Source organism: Methylocystis sp. NC52PC (genome assembly GCF_055698645.1).
This window is the reverse complement of sequence record NZ_CP170127.1, coordinates 476,659-495,704: the sequence shown is the minus strand read 5'-3', so window position 1 is coordinate 495,704 and position 19,046 is coordinate 476,659. Positions and strand designations below refer to the sequence as shown.

General features: G+C 67.9%; 12 protein-coding genes. 6 read left to right on the top strand and 6 right to left on the bottom strand.

The window, feature by feature from the left end:
* The first annotated feature begins 82 nt into the window (after positions 1 to 82).
* Positions 83 to 1,609, top strand: a complete 1,527-nt coding sequence (locus tag ACETII_RS04260) for an FAD-dependent oxidoreductase (RefSeq protein WP_472787252.1) — start codon at positions 83 to 85, stop codon at positions 1,607 to 1,609.
* A gap of 40 nt (positions 1,610 to 1,649) precedes the next feature.
* Here the strand turns inward: ACETII_RS04260 and ACETII_RS04255 are convergent, their stop codons facing one another.
* Positions 1,650 to 8,336: an apolipoprotein A-IV repeat region-like domain-containing protein gene (locus tag ACETII_RS04255; RefSeq protein WP_472787251.1), complete on the bottom strand. Its 6,687-nt coding sequence runs from the start codon at positions 8,334 to 8,336 to the stop codon at positions 1,650 to 1,652.
* 272 nt (positions 8,337 to 8,608) lie between these two features.
* Here ACETII_RS04255 and ACETII_RS04250 point away from each other — a divergent pair, with 272 nt between their 5' ends.
* Positions 8,609 to 9,001 (top strand): Hpt domain-containing protein, encoded by a 393-nt coding sequence (locus ACETII_RS04250; protein ID WP_363349668.1) that lies wholly within the window; start codon positions 8,609 to 8,611, stop codon positions 8,999 to 9,001.
* A 37-nt stretch (positions 9,002 to 9,038) separates the two neighbouring features.
* Here the strand turns inward: ACETII_RS04250 and ACETII_RS04245 are convergent, their stop codons facing one another.
* A complete protein-coding gene (locus ACETII_RS04245; protein WP_472787250.1) occupies positions 9,039 to 11,999 on the bottom strand; it encodes a PAS domain S-box protein in 2,961 nt (986 codons plus the stop codon).
* Between ACETII_RS04245 and ACETII_RS04240 the strand changes: the two genes are divergently transcribed.
* Positions 11,968 to 12,165, top strand: coding sequence for a hypothetical protein (locus ACETII_RS04240; protein WP_472787249.1), 198 nt, complete (start codon positions 11,968 to 11,970; stop codon positions 12,163 to 12,165). The genes ACETII_RS04245 and ACETII_RS04240 overlap by 32 nt on opposite strands.
* On the opposite strand, the gene ACETII_RS04235 is transcribed toward ACETII_RS04240, so the two are convergent.
* Positions 12,132 to 12,971 (bottom strand): transporter substrate-binding domain-containing protein, encoded by an 840-nt coding sequence (locus ACETII_RS04235; RefSeq protein WP_472787248.1) that lies wholly within the window; start codon positions 12,969 to 12,971, stop codon positions 12,132 to 12,134. The two genes, ACETII_RS04240 and ACETII_RS04235, sit on opposite strands and share 34 nt — an antisense overlap.
* Positions 12,972 to 13,082: 111 nt before the next feature.
* On the opposite strand from ACETII_RS04235, the gene ACETII_RS04230 reads away from it, so the two are divergent.
* Together ACETII_RS04230 and ACETII_RS04225 are read left to right on the top strand one after the other, a co-directional pair.
* Positions 13,083 to 15,188, top strand: a complete 2,106-nt coding sequence (locus tag ACETII_RS04230) for a glycosyltransferase family 2 protein (protein ID WP_472787247.1) — start codon at positions 13,083 to 13,085, stop codon at positions 15,186 to 15,188.
* On the top strand, positions 15,185 to 15,919 hold the full coding sequence (locus ACETII_RS04225; protein ID WP_363349664.1) for a LuxR family transcriptional regulator: 735 nt from the start codon (positions 15,185 to 15,187) through the stop codon (positions 15,917 to 15,919). Before ACETII_RS04230 ends, ACETII_RS04225 begins: the two co-directional genes overlap by 4 nt.
* Here ACETII_RS04225 and ACETII_RS04220 read toward each other — a convergent pair.
* Both ACETII_RS04220 and ACETII_RS04215 read right to left on the bottom strand, forming a co-directional pair.
* Entirely contained in the window at positions 15,906 to 16,232 is a 327-nt protein-coding gene (locus ACETII_RS04220) for a hypothetical protein (protein ID WP_472787246.1), read from the bottom strand. The genes ACETII_RS04225 and ACETII_RS04220 overlap by 14 nt on opposite strands.
* A gap of 251 nt (positions 16,233 to 16,483) precedes the next feature.
* Positions 16,484 to 17,554 (bottom strand): DGQHR domain-containing protein, encoded by a 1,071-nt coding sequence (locus ACETII_RS04215; protein WP_472787245.1) that lies wholly within the window; start codon positions 17,552 to 17,554, stop codon positions 16,484 to 16,486.
* Positions 17,555 to 17,846: 292 nt separating this feature from the next.
* On the opposite strand from ACETII_RS04215, the gene ACETII_RS04210 reads away from it, so the two are divergent.
* Complete coding sequence (locus tag ACETII_RS04210; protein ID WP_341105493.1) at positions 17,847 to 18,068, top strand: DUF2093 domain-containing protein; 222 nt, start codon at positions 17,847 to 17,849, stop codon at positions 18,066 to 18,068.
* On the opposite strand, the gene lpxK is transcribed toward ACETII_RS04210, so the two are convergent.
* Positions 18,052 to 19,044, bottom strand: a complete 993-nt coding sequence (gene lpxK / locus ACETII_RS04205) for a tetraacyldisaccharide 4'-kinase (RefSeq protein WP_472787244.1) — start codon at positions 19,042 to 19,044, stop codon at positions 18,052 to 18,054. The genes ACETII_RS04210 and lpxK overlap by 17 nt on opposite strands.
* Positions 19,045 to 19,046 lie beyond the last annotated feature (2 nt).

Below are 19,046 nucleotides of genomic sequence, written 5' to 3'. Positions count from 1 at the left end.
TCCCGCCTGCTTGCCGAAGCGACGCCGGAGTCCAACTTTCTTAAGGCGGCCGCGTTCACGACGGCTCGGAAAGAGGGGGTAAATGTCGCAGGATGAAGAAATAATCGGTCCCGACTTCGCACTTGGGATCGCTTCCGGCGAGGTTGCGGAAGGGGCGCCGATGCGGGGGCATGTCGCCGGCAAGGCCGCGATCATGGTGCGCAAGGGCGGCGAGGTCTTCGTCGTCGGCGCGTTCTGCACGCATTACCACGGGCCGCTGGCGGAGGGGCTCGTGGTCGGGGAGACGATTCGCTGCCCCTGGCATCACGCCTGTTTCAGCCTGCGCAGCGGGGAGGCCGAGCGCGCGCCGGCCTTCGACGCGCTGGCGCGCTGGCGGGTCGAGCAGATCGAGGGCATGATTTTCGCCCGCGAGCGGATCAGGACGGCGGCCCCCAAGACCGCGCCGGCGCGCGCGCCGGGGAGCGTCGTCATCGTCGGCGCGGGCGCCGCCGGCTTCGCCGCGGCGCATGCGCTGCGCGCCGAGGGCTATGACGGGGCGATCGAAATGGTCGGCGCGGACCCCGCAGAGCCCTATGACCGCCCCAATCTGTCCAAGGATTATCTCGCCGGCTCGGCGCAGCCCGATTGGCTGCCGCTGCGCGATCCCGCCTGGTACCGCGACAACCGGGTCAGTCTGCGCCTCGGGCGGCGCGTTCTTTCGCTCGATCTCGCGCAGCGCCGCATCCTGCTCGAGGGCGGCGAGGGCGTCGGTTTCGACGCCGTGCTGCTCGCGGCCGGGGCCGACCCGGTGCGACTGCCCATTCCGGGGGCGGACGCGTCGCATGTTCATTATCTGCGCAGCCTCGCCGACGCCGACCGCCTCATCGCCGCGGCTGCCGGAGCGAAGCGGGCGGCGGTCATTGGCGCGAGCTTCATCGGGCTCGAAGTCGCCGCCTCATTACGCGCGCGCGGGCTCGAGGTCCATGTCATCGCGCCCGAGGCCGTTCCCATGGCCCGCATTCTGGGGCCGGACCTCGGGGCCCATATCCGCCGGCTTCACGAGAGCCACGGGGTCGTCTTCCATCTCGAAGACACGGCGACGGAGATTGGCGCTGACGCGCTGACCTTGAAGAGCGGCGGCTCGCTTGCGGCGGATGTCGTCGCCATTGGCGTCGGCGTCCGACCGAACATCGCGCTCGCGGAAGCCGCCGGCCTCGCCGTCGACAAGGGGGTGCTGGTCGACAAATATCTGGAAACGAGCGAGCCTGGCGTCTATGCGGCGGGCGACATCGCCCGCTGGCCCGACAAGATCACCGGCGAGCGCGTTCGGGTCGAGCATTGGGTCGTGGCCGAGCGGCAGGGCCAGACCGCGGCGCGCAACATGCTCGGGCGCCGCGAGCGCTTCGAGGCGGCGCCCTTCTTCTGGTCCCAGCACTACGATCAGGCGATTTCCTACGTCGGCCATGCGCCGGCCTGGGACCGGGCGGAGCTGTCGGGCGATCCGGCGGCGGGCGATTGCGCGGTGACGTTCTATGCGGGCGGCCGCAAACTCGCCGTGGCGACGCTCGGACGCGATCTCGAAAGCCTGCAGGCGGAAGTGGCCTTCGAACGGGCGATTGGCGCGCTGTAAGAGGGTGTGCGGGGCGCGGACCAGGTCCGCGCCCTTTCCTTTATTCGAAACGGCCCGCCGCATGGCCGAGCATGGTGTAGACCTTGCCCGCGTCGCTCGTGAGCAGATCGAGCGCCTTGCCGCCGTCGCGGTCGCCGCGGCTCGTCTCGAGCAGCAGCTCCTCGAAGTGGCGCACGTAATGGTCGAGCGTCGCGCGGAACTCCGGGTCGAGCCGGTAGCGGCGACGGATCTCCTCGAAGGTCTGGTGGCCCTGCGCCGTATAGAGGCGCCGCCCGAACAGGCCGCCCTTCTCGCCGCGCTGGTAGCGCCGCCATAGTTCGGCGACGGCCGCATTGTCGACCATGCGCGCGATGTCGAGCGTCAGCCCGTCGAGCGCTCCGGCGCCGGCCCGCGCCGGACGTGGCCCGCGGCCGCTCTCGTCGCCCTCCTCGCGCGAGGCGCGGGCGAGGAGATCGCTGAGCCAGCCGCCCTGCGTGTCCCGCCCGGCGGCGACGTCAGCCGCGCGCGGCGCGGGGGCCGGCGCCGGCGCGGCGACGCGCGGGCGGGGCGGTTCGGCGCGGGGCGCTTCATAGGGGCGGCGCGGGGCCGGGGCCTGCTCGGCGACGTCATAGACGCGGCCGGAGCGCGCCACGAGGTCGGTGAGTTCGTTGAGGGCCTTCACCTGATCGCCGACGACGCGGCGCAGCGCCGAGGCCTGTTCGGCGGTTTCGCGCGGCAATTCGACCGCCCCCCGTCGCACCTCGTCGCGCGTTTCCTCGAGCTCGCGATGAATGTCCCTCGACAGCGCGCGGATCTCTTCCGCCGTCGACTGGAAGCGCGCGCTCGCGTCGCCGAAGAGGCGGTTGATCTCGTCATTGGCCTTTGTGAAGGCGGCGCGCAGCGATTCCTCGGTCTCGGCCCTCTGGCTCTCCGCGGCCGAACGGAGATCGGACAGGCGCGCCTCGACGAGCGCGGCCGTCTCGCGCGTGGTCGCCGAGAGGGCGCCGCCGACGGCTTGCGAGCGGTTCTCGATGGCGCGGAACGCTTCCTCCATCTTCGTCGTGAAGTCGGCCATGACGGTTTCGACTTCGGCGCGCTTGCCGTCGACGAGGGCCATGACGCTCTCGAGCGAGCGGCGGCGGGCGTCGAAGGCCTCGTCGAGCGCCTGCTGGCTCCTGGCGAGCTGAGCGGCGCTCTGGACGAGCGTTTCCTCGCGCTGGGTCAGCGTCTCGACGATGTCATGGGCGCTGTTGACCGTGCCGCTTGCGGCTTCGTTGATCTTCTGGACCTGGCTGGAGACGTCGCGGATCGCCGTTTGGAACTCGGCGAGCCGCGTGCCCAGCGCGCGCTCGAGCGCGACGAGATTGCCGCCCGTCTTGTCCATGATCCCCTGCAGCGAGCTGTTGGTCTGGTCGAGCTTGTCGAGCACGGTCGGCAGCTCGGCGCGGATCTTGTCGTTCATGGCGATCAGCGCGCCGATCGAGTGTTGCGCGCCGGCGTCGAGGACGGTGGTCAGCGACGCCGCCGAGCGGTCAATGGCCTGCGCCAGTTCGTCGCGCTTGTCGCCGAGATGGCGAACGATCGCCGCGCCCCGCGTCTCGATCGTGTTGGCGATCAGCTCGCCGACGCTCGTCAGCTCATGGGTCACGGCGCCGCCGCGGTCGCCCAGAGTGGCCTCGATCTGCGCCAGCCTGTCGTCGAGCGCGCTCTGGATCTGCGTCAATCGGGAGTCGAGCGCGCCGCTGATCTCGACGACGCGTTCGGTAAGGGCCTTGCCGAGATCGCCCGTGCGCGCATGCAGCGTCGTGTCCAGCGCGCGCCGCGCATCCGACAGCGTGTGGTTGATGTCCGCGAGCCGCGCCCCGATCGACTCGATGACGCCCCTGCCACGCTCGTCGATCTCCGACGAGACGGCTCCGAGGCGTTCGACGACGTTCTTCTCGAAGAGTTCGATGCGCCCGTCGAGCGTGTCGGCGAGATCCTTGGCGCGCCCGCCGAGAGTCTCGTTGATCTCCGACGCCTTGGTCGCCAAAGTCTCCGCGATCTCGGAAGAACGCGACAGCAGCACCGAATCGACGTCCTTGATCTTCTCATCGAGGCTGCGCACGACCTCGCGGCCGCCTTCGCCCATCACGCGGGCGACCTGCAGCGCGTGGCTCGCGAGCGAGGCCTGCAGCCGCTGGCCGCCGGCGCCGAGGCCGGCGTCCATCTGCTTCACGAGCGCCTCGATGCGCTCCGCCGCCTCGCGGGTGCGGGCGTCGCTGACGCTCTCGAAAGCTTCGATCTTGGTCGCCATGGCGGAGGCGATGTCGATCGCCCGGGTCTCGAGCTTCTCGACGAGTTGTTCGCCCTTCTCGCCGATCGTGTGGTCGATCACGTCGAGCTTGGCGCTCACGTCGCTTGCAAGCCTGCCGACCTCCTCGCTCAAGCGCGAGAAGGCGGAGACCGCGGTGGCGTCGAGTTCGCTGACGAGCTTGGCGCCGCGCACCGAAATCGCCTGGTCGAGCGATTCGAGCCGCGTGTCGATCTCATGCGCGAAATGACGCGAGTTGTCGCCGATGCGCGAGGCGAACTGGTCGACCTGCTCGGAGAATTTTTCAGCGAAGACGCCGCCGTTGACGCTCATGGTCTGATCCAGCGCGTCGAGCTTGGCGTCGAGCGCCTGGGTGAGCTCCTGCGATTTCTCGTCGAAGCGGTTGAGCAGGCGGTCGGACTGGGCTGCAAGGCCCTCGACGAGCTTGCCGCCGCCGGTCGTCACCGCGCCGTCGAGCGCGCTCAGCCGCGCTTCGATCTCCTCGGCGAAGTGGCGGGAATTGTCGCCGATCTGCGCGGCGAGATGCGTCGCCTGCGCCGCGATGCGGTCGACCAGCGCGCCGCCCTGTTCGGCGATGGCCTGGTCGATGGCGTTGAGCCGATCGTCGACGCTTGCGACGAATTTTTCGGTCTGGGCGCCGATGCGGGCGTCGGCGTCCTCCGTCCGCTCCGCGAGGCTTTGCACCAGCTCCGTGCCGCGGCCGCCGATGACTTCTTCGATGACCGTGAGCCGTTGCGCCACGTCGTCGGTAAGCCGCGCGGCGTGCGCGGCCACGCGGTCGGCGATCTCTTCGCCGTCGCGCAGAACGGCGCTTTCGAACTGGCCGAGCTGCTGGCCCAGCGTCGCGGTGATGCGGTCGCCGTGTTCCGCGAGGGCGACGACGACGTCCTGGCCCTGCGCGACGACGGAATTCTCGAAGGCCGCGAGGCGATCGGACAGAAGTTCGTTGAGCCGCTCGCCCTGGGTCGAGATCGCGACGACGGCGTCGCCCGCCGTCGTGGCGAAACGTTCGTGCAACCGGTCGGAATTGTCGGCGAGCGCGGCGCTCGCCTCTTCGACGACGCGGTGCAGATTTTCGCGCAGCGCGGCGCCATGCGACTCGAATTCCTGCATGGCGCGTTCGCGCGTCGTCTCCATTGTCTGCGCGACGAGCATGCCGGCCGTCTCCAGCGCGGTCAGGCGCTCGCCGAGCAGCTCGTCGACGCGATGCGCATGTTCGGCCACGATGGCGGCGACGTTGTCCCCGTGGCTCTTGACCGACTCCTCGAAGCTTCCGACTCCGGTCGCCAGCGTGCTGGCCACGCGGGCGCTTTCCTCTTCGAGGCGCCGCGCCGTTTCGGCGTTCGCCTGCTGCACGGCGTTCTCGAAGGCGCGCAGCTTTTCGGCAAGGTCCTCGCTCGACGAAAGCGATTGGTTGAGCACGCGCTCGGCGATCTCCGCGCCCTGCCGCAGGAAAGTGTCTTCGAAGGCGGCGAGCCCCCTGGCGAAGGCGGCGTTGACCTCGTCGCTCTTCGAGGAGATGCGGTCGGCGGCGTCGCCGCTGTGGCGGGCGACGGCGTCGGCGAAAGCTGCGAGACCCTCGGTGATGGCGGCGGTCGCCTGATCGCCGTGCTGCGCGACGCGCGCGGTGACCGCTTCGCTTTGGCGCAGAATGGCGTCCTCGAGCGACGCGAGGCCCACGGAGAGATTGGTCAGGGCGCGGTCGCCCTGTTCGGCGACGCGCGTTGCGGCTTCTTCGCTCTTGCGGGCGACCGTCTCTTCGAGCGTGGCGATCTGGCGGGCGAGTTCGCCCGTGGCGCGCTCGCCATGCGTCGACACGAGGCTCGCGACTTCCTCGCTCTTGTTGACGATGGCTTCTTCGAGCGCGGCGATCTGCCGCGCGAGTTCGCCGGCGGCGAATTCGCCGTGGGTGGAGACGAGCGCCGCAACCTCTTCGCTCTTGCGGGCGACGGTCTCCTCGAGCGTCGCGATCTGCCGGGCGAGCTCCTCGGCGGCGCGGCCGCCCTGCGTCGACATCAAGTCGGCGACCTGCGCGCCGCTGCGGGCGATCGTCTCCTCCAGCGCGGCGAGTTGCCGCGACAATTCATTCGTGGCGCGCTCGCCCTGGGAGGCGACGACCATGGCGACCGTCTCGCCCTGGCGAGACACGCTCTCTTCGAAAGCGGCGAGACGATCGGCGAGCAGGGCGTGCGCGCGGTCGCCTTCGGAGACGACGCGGGCGGCGATGGCCTGACTCTGCTGGAGGACCGCGTCTTCGAAGACCGAAATGCCGGTGGCGAGATTGGAGAGCGCGCGCTGCCCATGTTCCGTGACGCGGGCGGCGATCGCCTCGCTGTGGGCGCCGACCTCTTCGGTATGCGCCGCCATCGCGTGCTGGAACGCGGCGAGCCGCTCGGCGAGGGTCTCGGCCGACCGCTCGCCCTGATCGGCGAGGCGGGCGCCAAGCTCCTCGTGGCGCTGCGCGAAAGCATGTTCGAACCGGGCGACCTGATCCGATAGCGCGGCGGCGGCGTTCGCGCCGCTCTCCGTCACGCGCAATGCGATGTCCTCGCCCTGCTGGGCGACGGCGGCCTCGAGCGCCACGATGTGGCGGGCGATGTCGCGGGCGGCGCGCTCGCTCTGCTCGCTCACGCGCTCGGCGGCCTGCTGCGTGCTCTCCGAGAGCGTCGCTTGGAAGGCGGCGAGCCGCTCGCCGAGCGTGGCGTCGAGCTGGCCGCCATGTTCGGTCACCCGAGAGATCATTTCTTCGCCGCGGGTGAGCACGACGCGCTCGAAATTGCCGAGCCGCTCGGCGAGCGTCTCGTTGACGCGATCGCTATGCGCGCCGAGCGCCGAGACGGCGTAGGCCGCGAGGTCGGCGAAGCGATCCTGAATCGTCTCGCCCTGGTTGGCGAGCGCCGCGGCGGTCTCGTCGATCGTTTTGGAGAGCGACTCGCGCAGCGTCTGGCTGCGCTGCTCGAATTCCTGCTGAGTCCTGGCGTTGGCGTCGTCCATGGCGCCGAGAAGGCGCGTTTCCGCGCCCTCGAAGACGGATCGCGCCTTCTCCACCTGGTCAGCGACGCCCGTGGTGAGCCGTTCGGCGGTCTCGGCGAGCGATCGGTCGAGCGCGCCGCCGTGCGTCGTCACCGCCTCCTGAATGGCGCCGCCAGTTTCGGCGAGACGCGCGATCAGCGCGTCCCCCTGGCTGCCGACGGACTCCGTCAACGTCGTTCCCAGCGTTTCGAAGCGTTGGACGATCTCGGCGCTGCGGGCGCTGAAGTCGGACGTCGCCGCCTCGCTCGCCTTTTGCAGTTTCTCGCTGACCTCGGCGACGCCGTCCGTGAAGCGACGGCTCACATCCGCCGAGGCCCCGCCGATCTTCTCCGCCACGGCGTCGCCCGTCTCGGTCAACACGCTGATCACGCGCCCGCCATGCGAAGCGAGGGTGGATTCGAAATTGTCGCCGGCTTTCTCGAGCGACAGCTTGATCTCCTCGCCTTTCGAGCCGAGCGAGGACGTGACGCGCGCGCCCGCCGCGCTGACCGCCTCGGCGAGATGCGCCGAAGTGGCCGAGAGCTCCTGCGAGAGGGAGTCGCGGGCGCCGTAAAGCGCATTGCGGGCGTTGTCGGCGTTGACGAGAATGGCCTCGCGCTCGCGGGTCAACTCGTCGATGAGAAGGCGGATGCGGCGCTCGTTTTCCGTATAGGAGCGTTCGAGATTCGACACCTCCGTGCGCACGATCACCTCGAGCTCGCCGGCGCGCGCCAGCGCGCGTTCGATGCCGTCGCCCATCGACGCCGCCTCGCGGCGGATCGCCTGCGACAAGGAGACGACCTGCTCGGTGGCGATGGTTTCGGGCTCGATCAGGCGGATGGCGACCTCCGTCATGGAGTTGGCGATGAGCCGCATTTCATGCGCGCGCCGCGCCATCAGGCCGGTGATGAACAGAAAGATTGTCGGGCCGACCAGCGCCGCAATGGCCAAGATGGGCTTGGGCGCGAGCAGCGCGCCGTCGGCCTCGATGATCTCGCTTTGATGAAAGTAGACATAGAAAATCCAGCATACCGCCCAGAGCGCGATGGAGGCGAACGTCATCCCCATGATCGAGCGGTTGGGCGGAATTTGCAGCGCGGCGCGCAATTCGCCGACGGTGCGGCGATCGTCGTTGGCGGGCGCGATCGGCGGCCCGATGAGCGAGGCGGGCTTTGCGGGCTCGCGCGCCTCGGTCTTTCGGGACATTGATTGGGCGATGCTGGGCTGAGCGGGGCCAGGCGCCGGCTGCGGGGCAGGGGGCGTCCTGGCCGGCTCGTCGGCCTTGTCGAGGGCCGCGGTCCTGGCTGCGCTCGTCGCCGGCGCGGCGTCATCCGCCGCCGGCGGCGCGCCGAGATCGAGCGCCTCCTCGATCGCAGACAGAGCAGCCGAGGCCGCGTCCTGAATTTTGCCCGATTTCGACATTCGACGATCTCCGGGCGGCCAGCCAAGCGCAGCCGCCCTCTGCTGCGCGCCGCACGGGCGCGGAAAGGATTAACCAAACATTACAGCCCCTCACCCGCAATGGAAACACAAGCCTCAGACGTAATCGGAAACTTCGTTAACGCGGCTTTCAGGACTTACGCGCGAGGCTGAGCGTCCCGGCCTCTCGACCTTGCCGGCAGGCATGCCACATATGCTTGTAAGCTCGGCGATTTTTAGGAGCGGCAGGCGCGGGGGCAAAAGCGGAGCAACTGATGGCCAACCTGGCTGCTGTCAACCTTTCCCTCAATCACCGCAGCGGCGACCCTAACCCGCCCGAAGCCGTTCTCGATCTCGTCTGCCTGTCGCGCCAGACCTTTGGCGATCACGCGCTCGAGACGGAGCTGCTCGCCCTGTTCGAGCGGCAGGCCGCGCAGCTCGCTACGCGTCTCGCCGCGCCCCGGAGCATGGGCGACGCGGGGGCCCGCATCGATCTCGCCCATATGTTGAAAGGCTCGGCCCGGTCGGTCGGCGCCTTCGCGGTCGCCGCGGCGGCGGAAGCCTATGAGACGGCGCTGCGCGCGGGCGATCCAGGCGAGGCCGCGCTGTGCGACAGGCTTCTCTGCGAGATCGAAGCGGTGCGCGCGGCGATCGCCGATTTGCTTTAAAGGGGCCGGAAGAGGACTCAACGAAGCGGCGCGCGCCTTAGCCGCCGCCCGCGGGTTGCGCGTCTTCCCCGCTTCCCCCCGGCGCTATCCGCCTCGCAGGCCTTTCGCGCAGAGACTTGGAGAGCTGCTCCAGCGACGCCGGCTTGGTCAGATGCGCGTCGAAGCCGGCCTCTTTGGTCTTGGCGCGGTCCCGGGCTTGTCCCCAGCCCGTCAGGGCGACGAGCGTCGCCGTTTGTCCGGGGGCCGTCCGCCTGATCCGCCGCGCCGTCTCGAAACCGTCGACGCCGGGCATGGCGAGGTCCAAAAACACCAGTTCCGGCGAGAAATCCTCAACGAGGGCCACGCCTTGGGGGCCGTCATAGGCGACGCGGACGGTTGCGCCGAGACTCTCGAGAAGCAGTTTCAGACTATCTGCGACGTCTCGCTCGTCGTCGATCACCACGACCCTGGCCGCGTAAGGCGCGGGCGCGCGCTCCGCCTCGGGCGAGGGGCGCGCCGTCGCCTGCGGAGCAAGCGGGAGGGTGATGACGAATTCGCTGCCGGCGGCTGGCCCCGCGCTGAACGCCTCGATCCTGCCGCCGTGGAGTTCGACGAGCTTGCGCGAGAGGGCGAGGCCGATCCCAAGGCCGCCTGATTTGCGGTCGCCGTGGTCGACCTGCGTGAAAAGGTCGAAAACATGCGGCAAGGCGTCGGCCGGGATGCCCCGGCCGTTGTCGCGCACGCGAATGACCGCGTCAAAGCCTCGCCGTTGCGCCTCAATCTCGATCAGTCCGCCTTCCGCCGTAAATTTGGCCGCGTTGTTGACGAGATTCGTTACGGCCTGGGACAGGCGCATGGGGTCGCCGTCGACAATGAGCGGCGGATCGTCGTCGATGCGCGTGACCAGCCGGCGCCGGCCGCTCTCGATCTGCAGCAGGGTGGATTCGAGCGCGTTGCGCACGACGGCGGCGACCTCGGTCGGCTCCCTGCGCAGCTCGATCTTGCCGCTGTCGATGCGGGAAATTTCGAGGAGATCGTCGACAAGCTTGACGAGGTGGACGACCTGGCGCCCCATCATGCCGAGCAGGGCGACGTCGCGCGATCCGCTCTCCTGGGCCCTCCTCTTCAAAAGCTCCACGCCGTAACTGATCGGCGCAAGGGGGTTTCGCAATTCATGCGCGAGCGTCGCCAGAAATTCGTCCTTGCGCTTGCTGGCGGCCCGCAGCGCATCCTCTGTGCGTTTGCGTTCGGTGGCGTCGCGATTGGCCTCCAAAACGAGCTTGCGCCCGCCGGTCTGGATCAGCTGCTGCCGGCTCTCGACGCAAATCCTGCGGCCGTCCTTGCTGATCTGCTCCAATTCGCCGGCCCATTCGCCCGCGCTCAACAGCCTTGCTTCGTAATGCTCCCGGCTCGCGGGGAAGCGCGTTTGCAGCAATTGGTGGCTGGACCACCCGAAGGCTTCACCGCTGGAATATCCGTAGAGATGCTCGCATCCGCGGTTCCAGGTCTTGATCCCGCTGTCCCAGTCCCAGACGAAGATCGGGTCGAAACAAAGATCGACCAGCCGGGATTGCTGCTCGAGCGCCTCTTCCATCCGCCGGTGTTCGGTAATGTCGATGGCGACGCCGCCGGTCCCCTGGATCGTCCCGGATGCGTCCTTCATGGGGAATTTGCTGACCAGCGAATAATGCAGAACGCCGTCGGCGTGTTCGAGCGTCTCGATGGTGACGACGCCGGCGTTTCTCGCGATTGCACGCTGATCGTTGCTGCGGAACGCCTCGGCCGTCTCGGCGTCGAAGAGGTCGACGTCGGTCTTGGCGTAAATGTCTTCCAGGGGCTTTTGAAATGCGGCCTCCGCAGCCTCGTTGACGTAAACGTAGCGGCCTTCCGCGTCCTTGATCCAGGCGAGGCCGGGAAGATGGCGCATGAAGCTCGCAAAACGCGCCTCGCTTTCACGCAAGGCGTCTTCCGCGTCCTTGATTTCGGTGATGTCCGTGTTGATGCCGAACCATTTGATGATGCGCCCGCCGTCGTCCTTCAGCGGGACAGCGAGCGTATGGAACCAGCGATATGCCCCGTCATGCCGACGGATCCGAAAATCGACGGAGAGATCCTCGCCGCGCGTGTGCGCCGCGCGCCATTGCGCGGCGGTCCGCTCGAGGTCGTCCGGGTGCAGCCGGTCGAGCCATCCGTAACCGAGCTGGGCCGCTTCCGGAACGCCGGTGTAGGCGATCCACTGCGGGCTGAGATAGTCGCAGGGGCCCTCCGGCGCGCAGGTCCAGACCAATTGCGGCAACGACTCCACGACCTGCCGGAAACGCCGCTCGCTTTCGCGCAGGGCCGCGTCGCCTCTGCGCCGCTCCGAGACGTCGCGCAGGACGCCGAGAACGGCGTTGCGTCCCCGACGCCGAATGCGCCGCGCCGAGAGCTCGGCGTCCAGCCGCTCGCCATTTTTGTTGAGGATGCGCAGAGGATAGCGCTGGGGCGGTTCGGGGCCGTCGCCGACGCCCGCCTCGTAGCGGGCCGTCCAGAGGGGCAGGAACTCCGGCGCAATGACGCTTTCGAAAGGCAAGCGCTCAATCTCATGCGGCGCATGGCCGAGCATCGCCGACAGCGTCGGATTGGCGAAGACGAATCGGTCATCCTGCGCAATGAACACGCCGTCGCCGAGGGCGTCGAGCAGGGTTCGGCAAAAGGCCTCTCTTTCGTCTGCGTCGGCGCCTTGGGGCGCTTCAAGCTCCACAAGCGATCCGAAATAGCCGAGAAAGCGCCCGTCGGGCGAGAAGCGCGGCGTTCCGGCGGCGCGCGCCGCGCGATGGGCGCCGTCGGCGCGCCGCACGCCGAGCGGCAGGCGAAAGGGGGCCGGCGCCTCGGCGCTCAGCGCCTTCTCCAACCCCGCTCGATCGCCGGGATGGATCGCCTTCAGCCACCCGAGGCCGAGCGCCGCCTCCGGACTTTGTCCCGTGAACGCCAGCCAGGCCGGATCGATGAAGGTCCAGCGGGCCTCGCTGTCCGTCATCCAGCTCGCGGCCCAGACCTCGCAGGCGTCCATTCTTCTTCCCAAGCAGCTGCTCTATCGTGAAGATATCGGCGCGCCGCGCGAAGGAAAGCCCGGCCGGGCCTTCTCCGCCGTCGACGCCGACGTCACGCCTCAGAACGGGCCGATCGGGAAATATTTCAGATAGAGTTCGCCGAGCGCGCCGCGCCGGTCGAGCTTGGCGAGGGCGTAATCGAGGGCGCGGCGCAGCGGCTCATTGCCCTTCTTGACGGCGATGCCGACGCCTTCGCCGAAGAAGCGCGGATCGGTGAAGGGGCCGTCCTTGAAGACGCAGCAGCCCCCGGCTTCGGCCCCGTTGAGCCAGAACGACAGGCTGATGGCGTCGCCGAAGTGCGCCGACACCTTGCCGGTCTTGAGCGCGTTGCGGGCGAGCGCCGGCGTTTCGAAGGCCACGCGTTCGGCGCTCGGATAAAAGGTCTTGAGGAACGCCTCATGCCGCGATCCGGCGACGACCGCAACCTTGCGGTCGCCGATCGCCTCCGGCGTCGCGGCGGTCAGGGTGGTGTCGGCGAACATGGCGAAGCGGCCGGGCGTGAGAAAATAGGGGGCCGTGAAGTCCGCCTGCTTGCGGGTCTCGTCATTGATCGCGAGCGAGGCGATGACGGCGTCGGCGCTGTTGTCGTCGAGCCCGGGGACGAGCAGCTCCCAGCTGCGCCGCTGGATGGTGCAGGGCGTCTCCAGCTCGGCGCAGATCGCGCGCGCGAGATCGACGTTGTAGCCGGCGAGCTGCCCGTCGGCGAGGAGGAAATTGAACGGCGGGAAATCGTCTTCGGTGAGAAAGCGGATTTGCCGGATGCGGGAGAGGTCCGGCTTCTGCAGCGGATGATTGGGGTCGAAAAAGGACGGGACGGCCGTCTCGGCCCGCGCCGGCGCGGACCCGGCCGCAAACGCCAGCAGACAGGCGGCGAGGACGCTCAGGCGAAAACGAAGCACGGGCGCTCCCTCAAAGATAAATGCACACCCAACCGTGGGTTGCTTGCGACAAAGCCGCCGACAACTAATAGTTAAGGTTCAGCAGCATTGCGCGCCATCAGAGTTTTATTCATGTCCGAGGCGTCGGTCGACCTTTATTACGCCGAACCTTCGCTCCGGCCGCGGGAGGAGGGGCAAGGCCCCCGCCGCCGCACCCTGGGTAACGCGCCGGTAGCCCCGGTCCGCCGCGCCCCGGGCCGCGCCGAAACGTCGCCGCGTCCGCCCGCCGTCGAAATCGCCTTCCTGGCGAAATACGGCGTGCCGCTCGACGTGCTCCACTACGCGACGACTCTCGCGCGACGACAGGGGGTCTCGGCGGACGCGGCGTTGCTCGCCGAGGGGCTCGTGGCGGATGAGGTCTTCTACCGAGCGCTCGCCGACCATCTGGGCGTCCCGTTCCTCGAGGCCGGCATCGAGCTCCCGTTGGGCGCCGCCGTCGGGGCCGAACGAGGCTATGTTCCCCTGCGCGGCGAAAGCGACGGCCCGCGCTGGCTGTTCGCCCCGGTCGGCGCCGAAATTTTCAGGCTGATGAGCGTCGTCCGCGCGGCTCGGGGACGCGCGCTCTTCGCTCTGACGACGCGGACGCGGTTCATCGAGGCGCTCCGGGACGCGCTGGCGGGCGAGGTCGCGCGGGCGGCGAGCCTGTCGGTCGAGCGCGTCGACCCGCGGCTTTGCGTGCGCCGTTCGCTGCGGCGCGGCTCTCTCGCGGTCGCGACCGTCCTGCTCTGCACGGCGATCGCCTGTCTCTTCACGCCTTGGGCGGGCCCCCGTCTTCTCGCCGCCTTGCTTCTCGCAGGGGCGTTTCTAGCGGGAATTGTCCTCCGTCTCTGCGCCTCCTGGTCGAGCATTCGGGCGAGCGACCGCGAGGTCGCGATCGAGGAGGCGCAGTTGCCGGTCTATACGGTGGTGATCGCGCTCTACAGGGAGGCGGCCGTCGCCCGCCAGCTTTCACGCGCCATCGACCGCTTGGATTATCCGCGGGCCAAGCTCGATGTAAAATTCGTCGTCGAGCACGATGACGAAGAGACGCTTGCAGCCTTGCGCTCTTATCCGCCGCGCACGCCGCACGAGATCGTGGTCGCGCCGCCAGGGGCGCCGCGGACAAAACCCCGCGCCCTCAACATCGCCATGCCGTTCGCGCGCGGGTCCCTGGTCGCGGTGTTCGACGCCGAAGATCTTCCCGACGCGCGCCAGTTGCGTCGCGCCGCCGCGCACTTCCACCACGCGCCGCCCGAACTCGCCTGTCTGCAGGCGAGCCTCGTCATCGATAATGGCGGCCTCAACTGGATGACGAGGCTGTTCGCGCTCGAATACGCCGCTCTGTTCGACGTCTTCAACAAGGGACTCGCGGCGCGCCGCCTGCCGCTCTTCCTTGGCGGCACGTCGAATCATTTCCGGCTCGCGGCGGTGCGCGAGATCGGCTTCTGGGACGCCTATAACGTCACCGAGGACGCCGACCTCGGCCTGCGTCTCCTGCGCGCCGGTTACGAGCTGCGCATGTTCGACTCGCACACCTTCGAGGAGGCGCCCGCGACCTTCCGGGCGCTGGTGAAGCAGCGCGCCCGCTGGCTCAAGGGCTGGATGCAGACGGCGCTCGTGCATTGCCGCCATCCGGCGCGCTTTTTCGCCGATCTCGGGCCGCGCGGGGCTTTCGCCGTGCTCGCCATGTTCGCGAGCGGGATTATGGGGCCCCTGTTCGGGCCGCTGCTGACCGCGCGGCTTCTTTACGACGCGCTCTTCGGCGCCTTGCTCGCGCCCCGCACCGGCTTCGAGACGGCGTGCAGCGCGCTCTGGTGTTTCGTCGCCGTCTCCGGCCTCGTCTCGCTGCTGGCGCCGCTGCTGCTCGGCGCCCGTCGCCGCGGCCTCTTCGGCTTTTGCGGCGCCCTGTTCTACCTGCCGCTGTGGCTCCTGATGTTGAGCCTCGCCTGTTGGCGCGCGTTCTTCGACTTATGGCGACGGCCCTTCCATTGGGAAAAGACCGAACATGGATTGACCCTGCGCGGCAAGTCGGACGACTTCGGGGAAGACGAGCCGCCTTTCGAGGCGCTCGGCGCGCGCGGAATTGATGCGGCAGTCTTCCCGTCCGACCCCTTGGGAACCCCATTCTGGTGGACCGAGACGCCGCCGGATGACGGGGCGAGGCGAGCCGAGCCGCGCTTGACTGAGCCTCCGGCATGACGGATTCGCCCCCCTTCAGCTTCGACAAGGCTTCGGAAGCCCTGGGTCAAATCAAGGCGGCCAGATCGCTGAAGGACTTCGAGGACGTCTTTTTGAAGATCATCGGTGAGATCGGCTACCGCTATTTCGTTTTCGGCGGCATTCCCGAAGACGGAAAAAATCTCGGCGCCTGCATCGTCTCCATGCATATGCCGCAGGGATGGGACAAGCTCTATTTCGATTTGGGCTTTGTCGACGTCGACCCCGTCCTGAAGCGCTGCGTGGCGTCGCCCGATCCGTTCTTATGGGCGGACGTTGTGGCGGGGCTGAGCGTGAATTCGCCCGAATACGCCTTCATGCGCAAGGCCGAGGAGCACGGGCTGACCCATGGCGTGTGCTTTCCCGTGCATGGCGTCAACGGGCTCGAAGCGGGCGTCTCGCTCAGCGGCGGCGCCAAGGCGCCCAGCACGACGGAGATGCGCAACCTGCATCTCTTTTGCCTTTACGCCTTCAACAAGCTGAAGTCGATCGCCAAGGGCAGCGCGATCAGCGTTCCCGCGCTCACCAAGCGCGAACGCGAAATCCTGCTGTGGAGCGCCTTTGGAAAGACCAACCGGCAGGTCGCGGAGATTCTCTTCCTCTCGGAAAAGACCGTCGCCACGCATTTCAAAAAGATCATCAAGAAACTGTCGGTTCAGAACAAAGCGGAGGCCATCGCCCTCGCCTTGCGCGCCGGCCTCATCCCCGGTTAGCGGCCCCGGCGCCGCCCTTTGTCGCGCCAATCTCGCTGACGAGCCGCTTTCGATCCTGCAAGGGAATTCGCGACGCCGCCAGCACCAGCGCCTTCATGCAGGGCTCTTCCAGAAAATAAAGCAACATCATGGATTCCGCCGCCACATTGACGGCCGCTCCCAGCGCATGTCGCGCGAGCGTCATGTTTGGGCTTGGCTCGGCGTCGTCTGAAAGGTTGCTCAGCAACCGCGTGAGGGTCAACTCTACGACCGTTCGATCCTTAAGCTGCTTGTTGGCGGATGAGAAAGGTTTGGCGGGCTCGGGATTATTCATTTTCTCAGTGTGCTCTGGGCGCGGTCCGTTCAGCCGGTCCTTCGAAAAGTTCAAGGGGGCGCCAGCTGAAAAGGGCGCCGACGCATTGGTTGTGAACGGCGCTTTCGAGTTATTGGCGTCACCGCCGCTGCACGGAGTTCGGATTGTAATAGATTGTATTCAAGTCGATTTTACCATACCCGGAAAAGGGTATTTCGCGCGGCGCGCCCAGCCGCGATTCTGCGAACCTCCAAGCCTCCCGGCCTTAAAAATCAGGCGAAGAGCCACTGCTTGAGCAGGAAACCGGCGCTGAGCGCCTTGCTGTAATGCTCATGCAGCGCGGTATGGGTCAGCCCCGCGCGCGGCAGGTCGCTTTTCTTCAGGCGCCGGAAGAATGGAATGACGACATCCTCGAAATTGCCGACCGTATATTTGCCGCCGTGCCGGTCGGCGACGCGCTCCGCGACATTGGTGAAGAGCAACATCAGCGCCTTGAACAGCGCCGGATTGGCGATGTTATCGTCGATGTCGTGCAGACCCAGCCCGTGCCGGCAGGCCCGCAGATAGGCGTTGAGCACGGCATAGACCTCTTCCGGCGGCGCGCCGACGAACGCGCCCTTGATAGAGCGCAGGCCGGCATTGAAGGTGACGCGCGAGATCATGCCTTTCTTGCGCTCGGCCGGGCTGAGCAGGTTGGCGAGCGCGCTGTCCTTGCGCGTGTGAAACAGGTCGAACACATTGTGGAGCAGCGCCTCCGTCTCGCTCTCGACTTCCGAGAGGCGGCGGATGTCGAGCAGCAGCTCATTGGGCACCGGCCGCTGCTTGGTGTTGATGTCCATGAACAGGCGGCATTCCTGCGCGCGGCTGAGCCTGTTGTAAATGACGACGGGCACGCTCACCGAAGATTTGGCGAGCTTGAAGCCGTAGACGCGATGCTGGCCGTCGATGATGAGAAAGGCCTTCTTGTCCTTGCGGAACGCCAGCGCGCCCGTCTCCTTGTCGTAGGTCAGATGCGCCCGCGCCTGCGCCGAGAGCACGACGGCGCCGGGCACCGTGCCGAAGCCGGCGTCGATATAACGGGCGATGGATTTGGCGCGCTTTTGGTCGAGCAGGCGCTGGAAGCCGTCGATCGGATTGTCGACGCGGGGCTCCACCATGCATGTCTCGGCGAGCAGATCGCTCGGCAGCACGAGGGAATAAAAACGATGCTTGCCCTGGGCGACGACGAGCGCCTTTTCGCAAACCGTCTTCGCCTTGGCGCTTTCGCGGTCCGGCGACAGCGCGGCGGCGTCGTCGGCGAGGGGGGAGGAGTCGGCGAGATCGCCCTGCGGGTCCCGATCCATGTCTGTCCATCCTATCGCAGCGCGAACTTGACAGCGTTCGCGGAAGCTGACTCAGACGAATCAAAATCGGCACTCGCCGAAGGCTAGGCGCGAATTGGCGATCGAACAAGCGTTTAAGCCCGCAGCGTGAGCCAGGCCAGCCTTGGGCCTTCCTTTGGCGGCGAGGGGGATGTAGATAATGCGACAGGCGGCCCGGCGGGCTGGAGGCGCATCGCCCATGTGGTCGATCATCAGGTCGCTTCGGCGAGTGACAGGACAGCCGCTGACGCGGCGCTTCAACAGAAGATTTCGAATGAACCGTTACGAACGCACCCCCCAACCGGCCGGCGAGGCGGAAGTCGAATATCTCGACGGCGAATATCGCGTTCGCAAGCCGGGCGCCTATGTGCGCTGCGCCGTCACCGGCGAGCCGATCCCGCTCGAGGATCTGCGCTACTGGAACGTCGATCTGCAGGAGCCCTATAGCGGCCCGCACGCCAAGCTCATGAAGCTCGGGCTCAAGAAACCGGATTGAGACGCGCCCGCCGCAGCGCATCGGCGAGAACGGCCGCCAGCGCCCCGGCGTCGGCGAAGACGAGGTCGACCGGAAGGACGTCAACGTGAGGCGCATCCTTGGGCAGACGGACGGCGTCCTTCTCCGTCGTCACGAGACAAGCTTGGCTGCGGCGCGCCAACCCGGCAAGAACCGCCATATCGCGTCTGCTGAAGCGGCGATGGTCCGCGAAGGAGCGGCGCGCGACGATCTCCGCGCCGATGCTTTCCAGGCTCCGGAAAAATTTTTCCGGCCGCGCGGTTCCGGCAAAAGCGACAACCCGTAGGCCGGCGAACTTTTGCGCCGTCGGCGGCGTGAGCAACGCGGCCGGGAACGCCGGTCTTTCGGCGATCGCCGCAAGCCGAGCCCCCGCCGCGCCGTCGCCGATGACGAGCAGCGCGTCTGCGGCGTCGAACTGAGCGGCAAGCGGCGCGCGCAGCGGACCGGCCGGCAGGCAACGGCCATTGCCACCGCCGTAGTCCGCGTCGACAACGAGAAGCGAGAAATCCGGCGCGACGCGCCGGCTGTGGAAGCCGTCGTCGAGGATCAACGCCGTCGCGCCCATGTCGCGCGCCAGTTCGGCGCTCGCCGCCCGGTCGGCCCCGACGATGGTCAGACCATGGCGCGCCAGCAGCAGCGCCTCGTCGCCCGTCTCATCGACAGTGGCGGCCGCGTCAACGACGAAGGGGGCTGCGCGGATGTTGCGCCGTCCGTAGCCGCGCGTCAGCAGGGCCGGGCGCTCCCCCTGGGCCGCGAGCAGCGCGGCGAGCGCGATCACGGTGGGCGTCTTGCCGTCGCCGCCCGCCGTCGGTCCGCCGACGACGATCGTCGGCAAAACGGCGCGGGGCGCTGCGCGTCGCAGCCGCCGCTGCGCGATCGCGCCCGAGAGCGCGCCAAAAGGCGCCAGCAGACGCGCGGCCGGGCCGTCGCCGCGCCAGAAGGCGGGCGCGCGCAGCACGG